At 37.5% G+C, this 15,600-nt stretch carries 21 protein-coding genes; 2 read left to right on the top strand and 19 right to left on the bottom strand.

What is annotated here, in order from left to right; all coding sequences use genetic code 11:
* Positions 1-81 precede the first annotated feature (81 nt).
* The 16 genes from BAQ46_RS17680 to BAQ46_RS17755 all read right to left on the bottom strand — a co-directional run bounded on the left by BAQ46_RS17680 (position 82) and on the right by BAQ46_RS17755 (position 12,438).
* Positions 82-1,275, bottom strand: coding sequence for a phage tail tape measure protein (locus tag BAQ46_RS17680; RefSeq protein WP_071742265.1), 1,194 nt, complete (start codon positions 1,273-1,275; stop codon positions 82-84).
* A 177-nt stretch (positions 1,276-1,452) separates the two neighbouring features.
* Positions 1,453-1,911, bottom strand: coding sequence for a phage tail assembly chaperone (locus tag BAQ46_RS17685; RefSeq protein WP_071742266.1), 459 nt, complete (start codon positions 1,909-1,911; stop codon positions 1,453-1,455).
* 72 nt (positions 1,912-1,983) lie between these two features.
* On the bottom strand, positions 1,984-2,433 hold the full coding sequence (locus BAQ46_RS17690; RefSeq protein WP_071742268.1) for a phage tail tube protein: 450 nt from the start codon (positions 2,431-2,433) through the stop codon (positions 1,984-1,986).
* Positions 2,434-2,446: 13 nt separating this feature from the next.
* Positions 2,447-3,838, bottom strand: a complete 1,392-nt coding sequence (locus tag BAQ46_RS17695; protein ID WP_071742270.1) for a phage tail sheath N-terminal beta-sandwich domain-containing protein — start codon at positions 3,836-3,838, stop codon at positions 2,447-2,449.
* A 4-nt stretch (positions 3,839-3,842) separates the two neighbouring features.
* The gene (locus BAQ46_RS17700; RefSeq protein ID WP_071742273.1) at positions 3,843-4,040 is read right to left on the bottom strand and encodes a YqzN/YkzM domain-containing protein; all 198 of its coding nucleotides are present in this window, start codon (positions 4,038-4,040) and stop codon (positions 3,843-3,845) included.
* A gap of 10 nt (positions 4,041-4,050) precedes the next feature.
* On the bottom strand, positions 4,051-4,515 hold the full coding sequence (locus tag BAQ46_RS17705; RefSeq protein WP_071742275.1) for a hypothetical protein: 465 nt from the start codon (positions 4,513-4,515) through the stop codon (positions 4,051-4,053).
* Positions 4,496-4,972 carry an HK97 gp10 family phage protein gene (locus tag BAQ46_RS17710; protein WP_071742276.1) on the bottom strand — a complete coding sequence of 159 codons (477 nt, stop codon included), beginning with the start codon at positions 4,970-4,972 and terminating at the stop codon, positions 4,496-4,498. Before BAQ46_RS17710 ends, BAQ46_RS17705 begins: the two co-directional genes overlap by 20 nt.
* Positions 4,969-5,325: a hypothetical protein gene (locus tag BAQ46_RS17715; protein WP_071742278.1), complete on the bottom strand. Its 357-nt coding sequence runs from the start codon at positions 5,323-5,325 to the stop codon at positions 4,969-4,971. Before BAQ46_RS17715 ends, BAQ46_RS17710 begins: the two co-directional genes overlap by 4 nt.
* Positions 5,322-5,648, bottom strand: a complete 327-nt coding sequence (locus BAQ46_RS17720; RefSeq protein ID WP_071742280.1) for a hypothetical protein — start codon at positions 5,646-5,648, stop codon at positions 5,322-5,324. The genes BAQ46_RS17715 and BAQ46_RS17720 overlap by 4 nt, the downstream gene beginning before the upstream one ends.
* Positions 5,648-6,643: a major capsid protein gene (locus BAQ46_RS17725; protein WP_071742281.1), complete on the bottom strand. Its 996-nt coding sequence runs from the start codon at positions 6,641-6,643 to the stop codon at positions 5,648-5,650. Before BAQ46_RS17725 ends, BAQ46_RS17720 begins: the two co-directional genes overlap by 1 nt.
* Before the next feature lie 15 nt (positions 6,644-6,658).
* Complete coding sequence (locus BAQ46_RS17730; RefSeq protein ID WP_071742283.1) at positions 6,659-7,009, bottom strand: hypothetical protein; 351 nt, start codon at positions 7,007-7,009, stop codon at positions 6,659-6,661.
* A gap of 13 nt (positions 7,010-7,022) precedes the next feature.
* Positions 7,023-7,682: a phage scaffolding protein gene (locus BAQ46_RS17735; RefSeq protein ID WP_071742285.1), complete on the bottom strand. Its 660-nt coding sequence runs from the start codon at positions 7,680-7,682 to the stop codon at positions 7,023-7,025.
* A complete protein-coding gene (locus BAQ46_RS17740) occupies positions 7,682-8,677 on the bottom strand; it encodes a minor capsid protein (RefSeq protein WP_071742286.1) in 996 nt (331 codons plus the stop codon). Before BAQ46_RS17740 ends, BAQ46_RS17735 begins: the two co-directional genes overlap by 1 nt.
* Complete coding sequence (locus BAQ46_RS17745; protein ID WP_071742287.1) at positions 8,674-10,251, bottom strand: phage portal protein; 1,578 nt, start codon at positions 10,249-10,251, stop codon at positions 8,674-8,676. Before BAQ46_RS17745 ends, BAQ46_RS17740 begins: the two co-directional genes overlap by 4 nt.
* A gap of 10 nt (positions 10,252-10,261) precedes the next feature.
* The gene (locus BAQ46_RS17750) at positions 10,262-11,551 is read right to left on the bottom strand and encodes a PBSX family phage terminase large subunit (protein WP_084638355.1); all 1,290 of its coding nucleotides are present in this window, start codon (positions 11,549-11,551) and stop codon (positions 10,262-10,264) included.
* A complete protein-coding gene (locus BAQ46_RS17755; RefSeq protein ID WP_071742291.1) occupies positions 11,551-12,438 on the bottom strand; it encodes a terminase small subunit in 888 nt (295 codons plus the stop codon). The genes BAQ46_RS17750 and BAQ46_RS17755 overlap by 1 nt, the downstream gene beginning before the upstream one ends.
* A 157-nt stretch (positions 12,439-12,595) precedes the next feature.
* On the opposite strand from BAQ46_RS17755, the gene BAQ46_RS31100 reads away from it, so the two are divergent.
* Positions 12,596-12,775 (top strand): DUF8096 family protein, encoded by a 180-nt coding sequence (locus tag BAQ46_RS31100; protein ID WP_071742293.1) that lies wholly within the window; start codon positions 12,596-12,598, stop codon positions 12,773-12,775.
* A 317-nt stretch (positions 12,776-13,092) separates the two neighbouring features.
* Here the strand turns inward: BAQ46_RS31100 and BAQ46_RS17765 are convergent, their stop codons facing one another.
* The 3 genes from BAQ46_RS17765 to BAQ46_RS17775 are packed head-to-tail and all read right to left on the bottom strand — an operon-like array spanning position 13,093 to position 13,973.
* The gene (locus BAQ46_RS17765; protein ID WP_071742294.1) at positions 13,093-13,461 is read right to left on the bottom strand and encodes an ArpU family phage packaging/lysis transcriptional regulator; all 369 of its coding nucleotides are present in this window, start codon (positions 13,459-13,461) and stop codon (positions 13,093-13,095) included.
* Positions 13,462-13,505: 44 nt separating this feature from the next.
* Positions 13,506-13,739 (bottom strand): hypothetical protein, encoded by a 234-nt coding sequence (locus tag BAQ46_RS17770; protein ID WP_071742296.1) that lies wholly within the window; start codon positions 13,737-13,739, stop codon positions 13,506-13,508.
* Between the two features lie 39 nt (positions 13,740-13,778).
* Entirely contained in the window at positions 13,779-13,973 is a 195-nt protein-coding gene (locus BAQ46_RS17775) for a hypothetical protein (protein ID WP_000864997.1), read from the bottom strand.
* Between the two features lie 374 nt (positions 13,974-14,347).
* Between BAQ46_RS17775 and BAQ46_RS17780 the strand changes: the two genes are divergently transcribed.
* Complete coding sequence (locus BAQ46_RS17780) at positions 14,348-14,917, top strand: cupin domain-containing protein (RefSeq protein ID WP_044791496.1); 570 nt, start codon at positions 14,348-14,350, stop codon at positions 14,915-14,917.
* Positions 14,918-15,600 lie beyond the last annotated feature (683 nt).

Genomic DNA, 15,600 nt, shown 5'->3' on the forward strand with positions numbered 1-15,600 from the left:
TCCTCTTTCTAAAATTGATGATTCTATTATACCTCATATACCATTATTACCCTTAGATTTCCACCGAATTCTCTCACTGTTTTATGCCACTGATTTCTCAGTAACCGACCAATTTTGTTTAGCCATAATACCAGTAGCTGCAGATAATTCTTCTAGCGATATACCAAGCATTTTCGCAACTGGTGCAGCATATTTGAAGCTGTATTGCATGTCCAAAATACCAGCTGCTGATTGGTTGGCAGATTGAGAAAGTACATCCGCTATATGAGAGGACTCTTTCGCTTCCATACCAAATGCATTTAAAGCTGCAGCGACTGTTTCAGATGTCATTGCCATATCTTCCTGTGAGGCTTCGGAAGCAGCGATAATACCAGGCATCGCACCGATTATATCGTTCACCTCGAAGCCTGAAGCGGCTAGGTTTTGCATACCTACCGCAACTTCACTAGCTGATTTGGTAGTCGATGCGCCTAATTCTTTAGCGGTTTCTGTCAAACTGCCTATCTGATTTCCTGTCGCACCAGAAATTGCGCCTACTTTAGCCATTTGTTGCTCAAAATCGGCGGCGGTATTTACTGCTGAACCTAGCCCAACCGCAATAGCTCCACCAGCAATTGAAGCAGCTGCACCTGTAGAAAATAAAGCACCGCTGGCTCGATCTAATCCATTGAGCATTGTAGCTTGTCTCTCGCTCACTCCACCAAATCTATCACGTAATGCAGCCATACTATTACCTGCATGTTGTGCACTTGTAGCATTTTGATTTAGCGCTGAGTTCATTTGGTTAATCTGCTGGGTCGCTTGCTGCATTTCCCTGGTCAATTGTTCAACCTGAGTCTCCAAATGATTAATTCGTTGCGACGACTGCTGTAAGTCCCTTTCCATCGTTTGCAAGTGTTGTTCTAACTGATTTACTTGCTGTGCGGATTGTTGGAACTCTTGACGTAATTGCTGCATTTCATGTTCAAGTTGATTTACTCGCTGTGTAGACTGACTTAAATCAGTATTAAGATGATGCAGATTATTACCAAACTGCGTGGTACCCTGCGCTGATTGGTGTAAATGGTTTGTTAACTGTACAACGTTATGATCTAACTGAGATGTACTTTGTGTTGCCTGATGCAATGGTACAACATTTGTTCCTTGAAACCGTAATGCGTTATCTAATTCCCTTGCTGCTCGTGACGTTTGTTCCATGTGCTGCGTCATTTGACGTAATGGAGCGGACATCGCATCTACTAAACTAATCTTACCTGTTACTTGTCTTTCACCCATAAGTCACCGCCCTTCATTCTTGGGCCTCGGCAGCTTTTTCATCTATTTCGTCTTGATACAAACAGGACGCAATAAAAAAGACTTTCTTCTCACGTTTCATAAGAAAAAAGTCTTCTGGATCAATATTTTTTGTTTGAAAAAGCCTGTGGGCCCATGAAGCCATTGGGTCGGTTTTAATTAGTTTTTTACCGCATCAATCTCATCTTCCATTGAATCTTGACCTAAACCAGATAATTCAACAATGTATTGTGTTGCTTTTACAATTCCACCTAGTGACAAGAATTTAGGTACGATAAATTCAGGGTTTGGCACAGGTGATCCGACTTTTTTTGCTAATTCAGGTGATTTCCAGTTAATATTTGTTCTAGTTTCATCAGTAGCAGCTGCGATCATAAGAGAGTTATATTTAGATTCATCCATTTTTTCTAAAGCTGGTTTCCCTTTACCTTGAGGAATAGTCTTTGTAGAAGACTTGCGGATTTTTTGTTCTTCTTCTGCGTCGATAGATTTCATTGGTAGTACAAAATACTTCCCATCAATAGTTTGAACTTTGATTTCTCCACGCACACGATCATTTGTATCTACTCCAAATAAATCTTCTAAGCTTGCAAATTGTTTTTTCTGTAATTCTGTCATAATAAGTATTCCTCCTAGTGTTTTTAACACGTTATTTTATGTGAATAAGAAAAAGAGAGGGTGTCCCTCTCTTTAGCTAAGAATTTCATAGTCATCAAATGTAAACGGAAAATCATCATCAACTAAATCTTTTACTTTAAATCCTAATAAAGTTACCTCATCAAAGCTAACGCCTTTAAAAGCAACTTTCATGTTTGCACTTTCTGCATTTTCATCTGGATCGTGGTAATCCCCTACAAGGGTAAATGTCTGATCAGGATTCTTTAGAATACGCATCGCTAATTCTTTTGCCTTAGCAGTATGATACATTTTCATTTTCCCAGTAGCAGAACCACCCATAATACGGTTACCGTCTAAAAATGCATTTGCACGTTCAATTTTCTTTTTATCAAATTTAATTTTACCTTCAAACTCTGTTACTTCTGCCCACTGCTCTCCTAAATCGTCATAAACCGCTCCGTATTTACCACGAACGATATTACGAGGATTTACAGTAGGTAAACTGTTATCGTACATTGACATTTAGCAGACCTCCTTAGGACACCTTATTTTTGTTGTATACTTTTTCAATCGCATCAATGACAAGGTATTCAGTAATGAAGAACGCTTCATCCTTGTAAACTACCTTGCCTTGATTTTCTGTATGACGTGGATCTTCGTAGCAGTTGAATGAACCTAATTCGATTACTTCCTGTACTGCCAATGGTTCTAATAATTCATCTTTAATCGCTTGTGCAGCTGCAATTCTACGCGGTTGTGTATTCGCTTTTGACATAAAGCGATTAAACACTTTTTCTTCTGCACTTGTAATATAATCAATCGCTGCTACTACTTTTACCTTTTGTAGTGTACGGATTGCGGCGCGTTCATCTGCTTCTTTCGAAATACCAACTGCCTCATCCATATTTCTAATTGTCGTCATGGTATTAACTGCGGTATTAAAGCGAACTGTGTTGCCTTCTTGGAAGAATAGTAAATTACCCTCTGACAATCTACGTTTCGTTTCAGTTACAGATAATTTTTCTACTGAAGTGAAAGGTGTCTCTTTTTGCGTCATACTCTCATTCAGTGGGCATGAAATTAAAGCAGCTGCTGCATATACTGCTACTTCTTCAGCCGTGTACTGTTTGTCATAAATACTTGCCTTTTGAATGTTATTTGTAACAGCATAATAATCAATTTCTTTTGCTTCTTCTCCACCTGTATTACCTACAATTAACTTTCCAGTAATACGGCTTGATTGTACAAATTGAGTCAGCATTGTTTTCACTGCTTTATCTTGTACACCATCAAGACAGATTCCATTGAAATCCTCATCTTTTGCTAGAGCGAAGAAATTAACGTAATCTTCTACTTTTACTGCTTCACCACTTACTCCACCAGTAAGAGGGACATTGTTAATATCTTCAATTGTTTTCAACCCATCTACCTTTGTAACAGTTATATACAAGCTATCTTTCGTTTTCGATACTAACTCATCAATTGCAGTGAACGTAATTCTCTCAAGCTCTATATTGTTTTCTACTAGAATCAATTGTTTAGCAGTTTCATCACCGATTTTTGGGCGAATTGTTACTTTAAAGTTATTTCCACGTGCTCCTGTGTAAAGAGCTTCAATTTTAATCGCTTGCAGATCCAAGGAAGCTTTCTTAGCATCTTTTGTAGCAAGGCGTACTGCTTTTAATTTTTGAATAGGTGCTTTAAAAGCAAGTTCTAACAAATGAGCAGTTTGGCCAACGAAATTCGCCTTAGCTTCTTCTAAAGAATCTAAATCTACTACTGTATTTTCTTTACCCCAATCAGCCTTAATTGGCATAATCAGGACGCCACGTGCATTTTTATTAACTGCACCTTTGACAACAAGCTCAGTAAAGGAGTAAACACCTGATTCGATTTCATTTCTACCTTCTTTAAATGCTTTTGGCATGGTACTACTTCACCTCTCTCTTTAATAATGCTTTTACTTTCTTTTCCGCAGTCTCTAAATCTATTTCATCGATACCTTGTAGAGCAGCTGCTGCGGTATAACTAGGAACACCAAACAATGTATCCGATTGTTCAATTACTTCTGCTACTGGATAACGAACAGCTGAAGCAGTTTGTTTTACTTCCACTTCTTTACTTGCCATTCCAGCCACCTCATTTCTTTTCTATTAACCTGACATTGTTATGAACTTTACGCAGGATTTCATGATGCTCAACAAGCTCAACGAATCGTTCTCCTTTTACGCTAAACGTCCATACATCAACATCAGTTTCTTGCATTTCAAACTCAACATCTTCTAAACGAGCGTTTGTTGGTTTGTACTTTTCATCAACTAGCGGTATATCATATCGACATCGTATAAGTGCATCTTGCAACTTCGCTTGAAATTGCAGCGCTTGTGTTTCTGGTGTATCTTTATCCAGGAACAATGTACCGTGGATCAGCGGACGATATCTGTGAAACCCAACTGAGTCTTGGTACGGTTTACCTACTGGTGTTTGCAGATAGAAAAAAGGAGGCGTTGCTTCCTGCCTCCTTCTTGTTGTATATCCTTTTACTCCAGTGGTATCTTGAATGAATTTTAGTACACTAGTTAAATCACACGAAACCAAGTTCATTCATAACCTCTCCCACTCTATCCTCAAGCCATCGCAATGCTTCTGGCTCGAATTCATGCCAAGAGTCTTCTAACATATGAGCACCTTCTACCCATTTCCCTGCTTGTTTAGCGGTTTCTCGGCTCATTCCACTATGTCTTGTACGATGCCCTGCTTCTACATACTCAGCATAGAATAAGTTTGAACCAACAATTATTTCAACTCCTTCTCCCATACCAACTTTCAAGAAAACAGAACCATCACCATTTACACCTGCACCAGCAGAAAGAAATGAATTTCGTAGCGCCCCTTGGTCAACTGGCGTTTTCTCTGCCACCATTGACATTAATTGTAGAGCAAGTGCTTCGGCCCACAATTCGAGCATTTTAGGTAACCTACTTTGAATTACGCTTTTCATTTGGTGCATCCATTCATCGAACCCCTCAAGAACAAATCCACCTTCCATACCACCACTCATACTGTTACCTCACCTTTCAGGTCAATCTCAAAATGATGAATGCCTTCTCGATCAAATACTGGATATGGATGAGAAGCGATATAACGACCTAAAACATATTTTGTCTTTGGGTCGTATACCTCAATTGTGTCTCCTGCTTTTACATCAGGGTAAAGCGTGTGAATGAAGACTACATTGTCAATTTCGACTCTACCTAATACTTCATTCACTTTGCTTTGATTTTTCTTTACGAGAGCACAGGGAAGATCAGTAGCGACTTCTTTTAAGTCTTGCTTACTGTCGTACTCGCTCTCATCAGAAACAACACGAGAAACAGTCATGCGGTGAAATAGTATCGATTCATATCTACTCAAAAGAAAAACACCCCTGATTCGTTCCCTGTTTGCATGTATGGCTCAAGTAGAACCATTGCAAGGTCACGATAGGATGTACCTTTGTCAGCGAATGTTTCTTTGTAATCAGAACGCTCAATACTTTTCACCTGCTGCGGTTCTTTCTCGTCTTTCACAAGATAACAGACAGCAAGTTTGATATCATCAGGGACTTGCTCATCTATTTTCTTCACTTTTGAGCGCACAAAAATAGAAGCTCGTAACAATGCGGCTTCCAAGTCACTCACATTATTTAGTTCAGCAAACAAGCTTTTCGCTTCATCTGCTGCAATTAAGCTCTTCATCACACATCGATTTGCATTACGCCTGAAGGATAATTTAACTCAGGGAATGCAGCTTTACCGATTTCAACGAATTCATCACCTGTATTATCTTCTTCCCATGTTTTCACGTAAACGCCTGGTTGTCCTTTTTTCGCTTTCGTAGGACCTTCTACAGTAGAACCAAGCGACTTCTTACCATCAATACCTAAGAAGACAATACGATTTTCAGGTAAGTAACGTTCTGTCTTTCCATTTTCAAACGTGATTTCTAAATCATTCATTACAATCGGTGGGATTTTCCAGTTTTTTAGGTATACTGCTAATTCATCCGGTGTTACTACACCACCTGCAATTCCTTTAATTTGAGCGACAATCGCCTTAGACTGCAACATATCAAAGTAAGAAGTATAGGACATATGGAGTTCTTGTGGTAAACGTCCAGCATTCGCCTTTTTGAATTTCTCCATCATATCGATTAAATCCTTAACTGGATTAGAATTTTCATGGTCGCTCCATTTTGTTGATACTTTCACTGCTTTTGGAACATTAAATGGTAGTTCAATTGTAAATCCATCAATATTGTAATCAATTTTACCTTTGTACAAAATGGATGTACGTAGGTACTCTTCTGTTTCTTCAACACCCATTTTAAGATTGTCGATATGATCAAAGGCTTTATCAATTATTTGTTGACGCTCTTTATCATGACGAGGATTCATAATTGTTAATGCATCTCTTTCGTCAAAGCGGTATTTATGGTTCATTTTAGCAACTTCACCAAATACTCGTGCTAGTCCTTGTTTATCACGCAATGGAGCAGGAGTGCCAAATTCATTTAAGTTTGCTGCTACTACGTTATGTTTTTCGAAGATATCCATTCCGAAATCTAACGAGAAAATTTGTTTGTCACGTGGTAAAAATTTTAATGTTGTTGATGTAAATGGAATTTCTAATGCTTCAACATAACCAATTAATGTTTCTCGTTTAAATTCATCTAATTGTAAAAATGTTCCCATTCAGTTTCACTCTCCTTATCGAATATCAAGCATTTTTGCTTTTGCTTTAAACTCTGCAGTAATTGCAGGGCATTTCGCTTCATTCACATAACCACCAACAAGTCCTACTCCTTGCACATCGTTCTCTCCAATACGGATATCACGTAACAATAGAGAAACTTGTCCTGTAGCTTCTGCATCCGTTGTTTTATCAAAAGGACGCGTTTTCTTTGATGTTGCATCAAAAATTAATGATGTACCAGCAGGAACAACACCTGGTGTAAAAGCAGTATGGTCTAATGTAACTGTAATCTTTTTAGCACCAACAATATCACGTAAAATTTCTTTTCCTGCTACAATCGTTTCACTTCGAGGATATAGATTCAATTTGCTTCACTCCTTAATTTTTTTGACTACGTCTCTTCGCTAATTCTGCACCTTTATCGTAGTCTGTTTTCGATGCAGGTGGATTTCCACCCCCTGGTGCAGTGCTTCCTGGTCTTTGTTGTCCACCACCTCCTTGACCGCCTGGCGCTGCTTCCTCGCTCATAAATAAGAATGGTTTATCTGTTTTCACTTGTTCGAGTACTTCTTTCATATTCGTAATCTCGCCACTATCTGGATCAGCTTGTAATAACGGCTTTACTGTAGCAAAAAGAATATCTGCATCATGCGGTTTATAAGATGTAGCAGCTTTTACAAATGCAAGTTCTGTCTTCAAACTATTGTTTTCTGAAGTAAGAGTTTCGTTTGAAGTACGTAATACTGCATCTGCTTCTTCTTTCGTTTTTGCAGCACCTAATCTATCTTGTAAATCTTTAAATGACTCTACACCCAATTTCTTATATAAATCCGCTTTTGCTTGCGTTTCTGCTGCTTTCTTAGCATCAGTAAGCTGCGTATCCAGTTGCTCCTGCGTATATGTCACAGGTGGATCATTCGGCGGATCTGTTGGTGGTGGGTCTTGTGGTGGATCAGCTGGCGGATTCGGGTCCGAAAAATATTGGAAGTTTCCTAAACGTAATCTAAATGTTGGTTTTACTTTTTCATGCAATTTCACTATTCTTCACTCTCCTGTTTCTTGTACTGCTTACTATAACTAGCAGCAGAATCTAGATTTTGTTCTTTTGCATATTCTTCAAAGCTCTTGGCATCAGTACGGTACGTTTTACCAGTACTCATACTTCTTGCAGCACGTTGACGGTTTGCATTATTAAACCCTCTTATTACTGCTACAAATGTTCTTCTGCAATTCGGATGACCTGTAGCTGGAACGCTTTTCGCTTCTTCTACAGAAAACTCTCTACCATCCATCGCGCTACATGCCTTACACACTCTGTTATCTAGTGTTTCAAGTACCTTCATAGCTTTGAGTAAATCCATGCCCATTTCTTCACTACGCTTATCAAAATCAGTCATGTATTCTTTCTTCGCTTCATTACTAGCTGTAATAATTTCAGAACGTACTAGTCTCTCACTCTTATACGCTTCTTGACCGATTCGCTTCTGTAACTTAACTGTAGTCGTACGGAAACTCTCACCACGTTGCATAGAATTTACTAATGTTGTACGCAAATGCTCTTTAAAGTTTTCTGTTCGCCCCCACAAGTTATCTGAGAAGTGGCCGTGCCCCCAATCCTTCTCTACCAATATCTTAATAGCACGTTCTGGTATGACCGGCGGAACAATAATGTATCCTTGTATATGAGCAGCAGCAATATAAGAAGCAAATGCATAATCAACAACACCTACAGTTTTTATAGAGTTGGTAATTATGCCTGTTGCTTCTTCGTTTATACGATCAATACTCATTTCCATCTGCCTTAGGATTGCTTCTAAATCTTTTCCTCTTCTGATTTCGTCCCAATCCCATTTATCTTCTGGTGAGCCTAAGCTTGTACGTGTATATAAATAAGAAAGCTCTTTATTTATGTCTTGCAGAAACTCTGCATACACTTCAAGCAGCACACGAATACGCTCATCCTTAAAACGAATGAGCTTTCTCTGCTGTTCTATTGCCATTTCCTGCAGCTTTTTTAATTCTTCATGATTCATAGCTCATCGTCCGTTTTATCGCTCTTCTGCATACGTTTATCACGGTTTGCGATATGACCATCAATATTTTTTAAGTCAACGGTTTTACTTTCTGCTGCTTCTTTATCCAATCGTTTTTGTTCTTCTTGAACATCCTCAACAAGTGGATTCTGCTGAAGTAGAGTAAATTGTGACAACCGACCTTCTAATTTGTTAAGCATCTCAATAATTTCTTTCACATTTTGCGGTTTATTACGATGGATTTCCCACCAGATCCACTTGTAACTGTATAAATCATCATTTTCATTTCGTGGATTCAATGTTTCTTTTAACACTTCTGCAGGGTTCTTATGACCACTCTCAATTAATTTCTGTGCATTGAGCATTAAAGTAATAATCATAAATTTTCGTCTGATGTATCGTAGCAGGTATATTTCCTTCTCATTCACTTGTAAATCAAGTGGAGCGTATAGCTGCTCAATTGCTACACCAGTTAAATTCCCTAATGCTTCTTGCCTATAAATTTTAGGTAGTTGTGAAGTTTCAAAAATAGAATCGATAATGGTTTTTGCTTGCCATTCAATCGGTTCGTTCTTCATATCAGCGATTAGATAGGAAGCATCGGCTTGTTCTCCCGGTTCTCCTTTTATACTAATTGCACGGGCTTTACGCATTTTAATTCCTTCTTCCGGGTCAACTTTAACCCCTTTAAACAGTAAATACGGGTCGCAAAATACATCTAATCGATTTGAGTTGTCCGAAATCAACCTTGCTAATTCCTCAAGTTGTGAAATGATATCATCCGATAAATTACTTGGACCATACTGCACCATCCCACCTCTCGGTTTCGCGAATTCTCCATTTTGAAAATACGCAGCAGGTACAATCGGGATTGAATGTGGCATTGGATTGATTTGGTAATCTCCATTTAATTTAAACGTGCCATTCTCATTGATTAAATACGTTACGGTTGCATCATCATATACTTCTACATGCTCAATTTCCTCATCGCCAACCTTTGTTTTATAACGATGAATAACAGCAAGCATGTCGCCCTTATAATCAAACACCGGGAAGCATTCATTAATTGGATACGATTTATACTTAACCTCACCCATTTCATCAAAATAAAAAAGGACTGTCGCAGCACCTGCAATCAATCCGCGTTTCGTATTTAAATAATCAACTGCATGGTCATCATTTTCTTCTAGCACATACTTTAATTCGTCCCTAAATTGTTCAACCAGTTCTTTGCTCGCGCCTTTTTCAATGACTGTATCAGGTACATCGTAACTTACTGGTTTCCCTAGCATATAAGAAGCTGGCATACCACAAATAAGCTTGGAGTAATTGACCACAATTCGATGATTCGGATCGTCTGTCCGTTTTGGTTTTCTTTCTAAAATATCAAAGTCACCATCAAATACCTTCTGTCTTTTCTCTACATCCAGTAAAAGTTTATCGTGCTCTTTTAATATCTCATTCAGCAATTCCCAATCCTTCTGCTTGAGCTTTTCTGTATAATTCTCCTTCACACTCACACCTCCTTTTCGTTTAAAAAGGGTGCGGAACCACTCTTTTAAGCGTTCAAACATAGCGCACCTCCTAGAATACACGTTCAAATGCACTCGCATGACTCAGCTCTTTCAAGTCGGATACTTCATATCCATCTAAGCCATACCAGATAGCTGAAAAAGTATGTGGATCTATATTAAATTCATCCAAGATGATATTTCCGTTGCTATCTTTTTTGTATGTTAAATTTTTGAGTTCTCGCCTTATATTTGGGCAAGCAGTGGAGCAGATTATTTTCTTGAATCGCTTTACTTTCTTGGTATTCGCTAATCGTGAGCCTTGGAACTTCTTGGCTCCACTCATTTCAAATCCTTTTTGTCTAAAGTAAGCGATGGTTTTCGGCTCTGCACTATCTGCTTTAATGTGTTCACCTGACTCTTTAAATTCAATTAAATCTTTTGCAGTTTGCGGATCAGTCTGCTTATTCTTGTAATACTCCCAATACAAGTAGAGATACTTCTTCTCATGGTCAATTGCCATACGTACCACCGCGTTAAATGATGTTTCAAAACCGAAGTCCATTCCAACTCGTAGCATCAATTTGCGCTGGTTCTTAATGATTTCATCCATCTTTTCAGCTTCCATCATTTCGAACTGCGGTAATACCTTGACACCGTTGACACCAAACTTTCCGTATCTTGCAACACGGTGCAGGTCCGGATCATACTCTTTTGTTTCATCCAATTCATCGATGTACGATTGTGGCAAGAATAAATTATCATCCGCTGTACTGTGGTGGTAATACGTATCTTTCACAACAACTGTATGCTTCTCGTATAGTTCCTCATCATCTAATACCGTTCGCTCATTCACTTCATCTTTAAAGAAATGCAAATAAACCCAATTATCGATGCTAACAGGATTTGTTGAGAGAATCATGTGTAGTTTTAATGATGGATGACGCATACGTTTCTTTACTTCTTTAAAGCCCTCATACTTGATTTCTGATGCTTCTTCCAGCCAAACCATTGATACATTATGAACAGACTTTAATTTCGCGGGTTTGTCCATACCACGGAAAATGATTGTACTTCCGTTTGGGAATTTGATTTTCATTGGTGATTCAGTGACTCTGATTGTATCGGAAAGTCCTAAATCTTCAATGATATCTACCAAAAGAGCAAAGCAGCTCTCTTTAATTGTCTCGTATACTTCACGTATTACAAGACATTTGCGCTTCTCTTCCAATAGCTTTAAAACGATTTTCAGTGCAACATGATAGCTTTTTGATGAACCGTAACCGCCAACAAGAAAGTAATTTTTATGATTCCAATCAAACAGAAAGTCTTCAAAACGTGGATTCACTTCTTTTTCAACAATCATGATCGCTCACTCTTTCTGGTGATTTTAATCTCGATTGGCTCATTCTTTCCTTTACCAGTTAACGCTTCAGTTTCAGCATTAGCTTTCTTTATCTGAGCATCATACATTTCTTTTTGCATACGATGACGTTCTTCTTCAATTTTTCGTTTGAAGTTATCAGGCACTAAATCGAAGTACATCGCCAATTTATCAAGTGCTCTCATCTTGTCAGCAAGCTTGATAGATACGCCCTCTTTGCCCTTTTTCACTTCGGCGATGATAGAGCCATCAACCATGTCCGATTCATTAAAATCAACGTAATTAATGGTTCTCATGACTGGTTTTCCGTCTTCATCTTTTACAGGTCCAAACGGGCCCATAACTTCTACTTCTCTTTGGCCAAAGGTTACGTAATTCGTAATATCAGCAAAAGCAATCTTAATGTATTCATTCAATACGTCCATCGCTTCAACAAAAACATTCTCGACCATTTCACCTTTGATCTCTCGAATGTACGATGCTACACGTTCTCTTCTAAGTAACCGACTACTCGTAACATGTGCGCTACTCTTGGCATAGCCAGCTTTCAATGCAGCTTGCGTACCGTTAAAATACTTTACGTAATACAAACAAAAGAGCCGTTCTTGTTCATTCAGCTCTTCATCATCTAGCATCTTTTTCAACTTGGCTTTTGTCTTGGGATTTTTAACATTAGTAACGCTCCTTTTCGCAATAGTAACGTTACCTTTTAATTGTTCATCCCATTTGTCTTGTGATTTCCACTTTCTTATTTGAGATGGCTTTAAGTTTAATTCCCTCGCGATCTCAACAAGTGGCTTCTCACCATTACTTGCTTTGTATATTTCGAATGCTTTATCACGGTCTGGACTACGCTGTCTCGCCATCTACATCTCACCTGCCACCTCGCGTTCAAATTTTTATACTTCTATGAGTTCACTCCTTATGCTAATCGCTTTGTAAAATAAAAACATCCATTATGTGAATGCTTCGTGTTATTATATTTAAGCTGTCTTAATTCAGATTGATATGTAGGTGAAACGAATGGAGAATAAACAACCTGAACAAAAGTACGATTTAAGCAAGATATACACATACACAGAACATCCTGACAAAATCAGCGGTCGCTGTGATAATTGCGGAAATACCGCATTCAAAAGTTCCGTTAAAAATTTCATCTATTTAAGAGAATGCCGTAAATGTGGCATGAAGAAAAGTATCTAGCCCCGTATTGGGCTTTTTTCTTTATAAAATAACTAAGCCACGATACAAATGCACCGCGGCTGAATATATAAATGTAATTGGTCTTTCCGTCCTTTTTGCGGATTCTTACCGCCCATGCCCGTTCTCCGGTAACGTTTTGATAAAGGGGCTATGATCATTGGTTATGAGCGCATAGATACGTTATCCCCACATTATGCTCTTTTCAAAGAACAATTAACTGTAGGAATATCGTACCGTTGATTCCAATGTAAAAAGGTACCCAATTCACTGCCCAAAATACTGCCCTGAATGGTACCCTAAAACTTCCATATGCAGTTTTAAATCATGTTTAATGCCTTTGCGAAGTTAATAATTCCCGTTTTTCTTTTCCGATAAAATTTACCTGGTTTCATACCTAAGATTGTTGCCAGGTAATCATTATTCAACTCTTTACCACTCATATATTTCGCTTCCAGCACCCTTTGCTCGTCTTCATCAAGCGCTTCTTCAAACGCCCTTTTTAATTGTCTGTACCTTATTTCATCCTGTGTACTCTTTCTAAGTTCTGGAAACATTAATTCCACTCCAAATTCCGTTCGTTCTTGAATATTTTTAAATTTCACTTTCAGCACACGGTAATCTCGTAACTCTTCTATCACGAAAGGCCGTATTTCCTTTTCATTTACATATCTAGAAGGTTGATTCATATGATACGGTTCCCCTCCGTTCAATCTGCTTTCTTATCAAAAGATTATTCTATCGAATTATCAATTTCGTATTTCTTTGTTTTTCCAATACGGATTGCATCTTGAATAGTGAATAAGCTTGAGCTTCCAATCATTTTTCTTTTCCCTTTATAATACAATCTGTATCGCGGATGCTTTGCATAGCCTAAACCTTTACCTCTTTTTTTGTATTCCAACCTTATCACTCCACCATCAGGATATCTGTATATGGATTGTGACTTTTCATGTTCAGCTCTCACTTCCCTCCATCCCCTTTTCTACAAAATGAAATTTTTATATTAATCTTCCTCAAGTTCCGTAACAGTTATATAATTTCTAGCATTTTTTCGTTCTGCTACTCGCCTTTTATATGCTGGTCTCTTATAAAATTTAACGGTTTCAGGACGTACGCCCATATGTTGAGCGCATTGCAGTATGGTCCCGACGCATACGAATGATTCACCTTTATAAACGACGTACTCCTTTACCTTCACTGTTCATTCTCCTTCCTTCCCAAATAGCGTTTTTGTTGAAAATGATGCTCTCATTCATTTGGACACATTTACCAGTATTGTTACCAAAAAATTCATGATATGGTTATTTAGTCGAGTACGTCATTACTTGACAATTACCCTTAGAAATCCCGTTGATAAACGGGGTTTCTTTTATTTAAATAACGATTTTATTAAGTTTTTCATTCCAAATAGTACATCCTTTATTAACTTGTTACTTTTATTTTTCCTAGGAAAAATAATAAAGTTTGTTTGTATTTTTTATTACTGCCCATTTCCTATTATTCTGTATTCCTATAAATAGACAACAGCATAGGATAAACAGGAAATGATAAAATCATGAGAGGAGCTTGAATATGCAATATCATCCACGTTATTATCAATGTCAAAGCTCAATGGATAGCATCTGGAATAACAATAATTGGATTTACGCTTGGAATCCTTATTATTACAGTTACAACAATAATGCTTTGGACCACAACCGCTATCCTTATTGTGAAAATTTCAGATTAACAGATTATGGAACTAGACCATTTGTATTGAATATTAATCAAGCCACCAAACAAAACAATACTTACCGAACCGCTATCTGGACAGGAAAAAACTTACAAGTAACTTTAATGAGTATTAATGTTGGTGATGACATAGGTTTAGAAGTACACCCTACAACCGATCAATTCATACGTATTGAAGAGGGTCAAGGACTCGTTCAAATGGGTGATACCAAAGATAAATTAGATTTTCAAGAAATGGTCTATGATGACTATGCCATTATGATACCTGCTGGAAAATGGCATAATGTAATTAATATGGGGAATAAACCACTTAAAATTTACTCTATATATGCACCTCCAGAGCATCCCTATGGTACAGTTCATGAAACAAAAGCGATTGCCATGTCTACTGAAGCAAATCGATATTACTAATGAGAAAATATCTTAGTCTTAAACAAAATTATTGCTTAAATACTTCAAAACTATAAAAAATTTAAAATAACTCTTAGTCATAGAGCCCCTTAAAAACCACTCTTTAATTTTTAAATAAAGTTTTTATAAACATCTTTATTTCTTAATTTAATGATTTATGTTAAAATCATCTCATATCAATCTTTTTACTTTCACTTTAAAGATGATACTTCGATTGTGGTCCTAGTTTACTAGGTCCTCTTTTTTATTTTTTTAATTTTATTTAAATCCATTAACCGATCTCATACTTTGACATACAATACTACTACCTTTCTGTATAACGTGAGCTCGTCACTTTCGTTATAATGAGGCATAAGGAGCGCTCTCGATCAGCGCTCTTTTTATTTGTTATCAAATAAGAATTTTGTTTAAAAATTAATAACATTCTCTAGCTTGGTGCACCCTATATTTAAAAGGAGCATTCATGAAAATTTTAAAATACATAGCCCTTACAATTGGATGGCTTGCATTACTATCAATTTGGTATACAATATTCTATCCTTAATCCCTGTTATAGTTCTTGATCTAAGAGTACCGCACTCTCCAACGGTGCTCTTTTTAATTCAAATAACTATTTTGTTTAAATTCACCTTAATTCTCTTTAGAGTTTCTTAACATTCAAATTAATAACTGTATAATAAAAT

This window comes from Bacillus paranthracis, assembly GCF_001883995.1.
GTDB lineage: Bacteria > Bacillota > Bacilli > Bacillales > Bacillaceae_G > Bacillus_A > Bacillus_A paranthracis.

Excerpts from the sequence above, each read along its gene's own strand:
- BAQ46_RS17740 (WP_071742286.1), bottom strand. The coding sequence starts at position 8,677 with ATGAATCATGAAGAATTAAAAAAGCTGCAGGAAATGGCAATAGAACAG.
- BAQ46_RS17780 (WP_044791496.1), top strand. The coding sequence starts at position 14,348 with ATGCAATATCATCCACGTTATTATCAATGTCAAAGCTCAATGGATAGC.
- BAQ46_RS17745 (WP_071742287.1), bottom strand. The coding sequence starts at position 10,251 with ATGTTTGAACGCTTAAAAGAGTGGTTCCGCACCCTTTTTAAACGAAAA.
- BAQ46_RS17765 (WP_071742294.1), bottom strand. The coding sequence starts at position 13,461 with ATGAATCAACCTTCTAGATATGTAAATGAAAAGGAAATACGGCCTTTC.
- BAQ46_RS17680 (WP_071742265.1), bottom strand. The coding sequence starts at position 1,275 with ATGGGTGAAAGACAAGTAACAGGTAAGATTAGTTTAGTAGATGCGATG.
- BAQ46_RS17685 (WP_071742266.1), bottom strand. The coding sequence starts at position 1,911 with ATGACAGAATTACAGAAAAAACAATTTGCAAGCTTAGAAGATTTATTT.
- BAQ46_RS17725 (WP_071742281.1), bottom strand. The coding sequence starts at position 6,643 with ATGGGAACATTTTTACAATTAGATGAATTTAAACGAGAAACATTAATT.
- BAQ46_RS31100 (WP_071742293.1), top strand. The coding sequence starts at position 12,596 with ATGGAGAATAAACAACCTGAACAAAAGTACGATTTAAGCAAGATATAC.
- BAQ46_RS17705 (WP_071742275.1), bottom strand. The coding sequence starts at position 4,515 with ATGAACTTGGTTTCGTGTGATTTAACTAGTGTACTAAAATTCATTCAA.
- BAQ46_RS17710 (WP_071742276.1), bottom strand. The coding sequence starts at position 4,972 with ATGAGTGGTGGTATGGAAGGTGGATTTGTTCTTGAGGGGTTCGATGAA.
- BAQ46_RS17690 (WP_071742268.1), bottom strand. The coding sequence starts at position 2,433 with ATGTCAATGTACGATAACAGTTTACCTACTGTAAATCCTCGTAATATC.
- BAQ46_RS17720 (WP_071742280.1), bottom strand. The coding sequence starts at position 5,648 with ATGAAGAGCTTAATTGCAGCAGATGAAGCGAAAAGCTTGTTTGCTGAA.
- BAQ46_RS17755 (WP_071742291.1), bottom strand. The coding sequence starts at position 12,438 with ATGGCGAGACAGCGTAGTCCAGACCGTGATAAAGCATTCGAAATATAC.
- BAQ46_RS17695 (WP_071742270.1), bottom strand. The coding sequence starts at position 3,838 with ATGCCAAAAGCATTTAAAGAAGGTAGAAATGAAATCGAATCAGGTGTT.
- BAQ46_RS17700 (WP_071742273.1), bottom strand. The coding sequence starts at position 4,040 with ATGGCAAGTAAAGAAGTGGAAGTAAAACAAACTGCTTCAGCTGTTCGT.